The sequence below is a fragment of the Nostoc sp. CHAB 5836 genome, from assembly GCF_020829445.1.
GTDB lineage: Bacteria > Cyanobacteriota > Cyanobacteriia > Cyanobacteriales > Nostocaceae > Nostoc.
This window is the reverse complement of sequence record NZ_JAIVFV010000144.1, coordinates 15,950-17,147: the sequence shown is the minus strand read 5'-3', so window position 1 is coordinate 17,147 and position 1,198 is coordinate 15,950. Positions and strand designations below refer to the sequence as shown.

2 protein-coding genes are annotated in these 1,198 nt (G+C 44.2%); both read left to right on the top strand.

Translation table 11 applies throughout. The annotated features are described in order from the left end of the window. A partial coding sequence (locus tag LC605_RS23765; protein ID WP_229549977.1) for a hypothetical protein occupies positions 1-766 on the top strand: 766 nt, incomplete at its 5' end. After that, positions 767-1,198: glycine-rich domain-containing protein (locus LC605_RS23760; RefSeq protein WP_369010367.1), on the top strand; the 432-nt coding region annotated here is incomplete at its 3' end.

Here is a 1,198-nt window from a genome sequence, read left to right as displayed (position 1 = left end):
TGTAAATGTCCTCAGTGCGCCAAGTCCCGCAACTATCTATGGAGCCGGCACACAAAATATTGACACAATATCTATATTAGCCACAGGAGCAACTTATACCGGGGTTTCTCGTAATACTTCTTTCTTGAGAAGTTCAGTATTGGGATGGATACTAACTGACCAGCCGGGGATATTGACTGTTGAGCAATCTACAGATAATACAAACTGGCGAAAAATATTGGTATTGAATGTGGTTGCCAAGGCTGATCCAACTCCTTATGAAACGAAGTTATATGCTCAATATTACAGGTTGAAATTTACCAATACGGGGACGGCTGCTCAAACGGTAATGCAGCTAATTTCCAATACTTACAATAATAGCGTTAGTAATCTTATTGGATTGTTTGACCAAACAAGTGGAATTCTTGCAAGTATTAAAGCTGCAAATGCGCGATCGCAATCTAGCGATACGGCAATTGTGGTCGAGAGACGGGATATTCCAGCAATAATTACAGCGATCGCCACAGATGGCACTTCCGGCGATAAAACTATTCTTGTCCCTAACTCTGGAAAATCTTTAAGAATAAGTAGCCTTTATTTTATTTCTGCTACAGCAACTTCAATTACGTTCAAATCAGGTTCTACGGCAATTAGTGGAGCAATGAACTTAAGCTCTCACGCGGCTGATTACACTAATCCAATTGCCATTACCACTGGGCAAAATTTTGTAATCAATATTGGAAGTCCAGTTGCAATTAGGGGCTACGTTGTTTGGTGGGAGGTTTAGATGGGTAGTTTGGTTGGGACAGTCGGATCTTCTTCAGGATACATAGCTTTTACTGTATCGGGAAACTGGGTAAAACCAAGTGGAATCCAATGGATCTATGTAGTCATTTACGGAGGAGGAGGAGGAGGACAGGGAGGAGCGAACGATTTATCCGGGGCGGGATTTGGCATAGGAGGAAGCGGCGGCTCTTGTGTAGTAAAAATGTTTTCAGCCGCTCAAATTACCAGCCCAGTACCTGTTACAGTCGGTGCCGGGGGGAGTGGTAGTAGTGGTAGTTCTACCTCAACCGCAGCAGCAAATGGCGGAATGGGAGGTACGTCATCCTTTGGCGATTACGCAATTGCTTACGGAGGAGCAAATAATACTGGCGCTTCAACACTAGCCAATTCCACGGGAACAATCACACCATCGACACCAGATGCGGCGAATGCT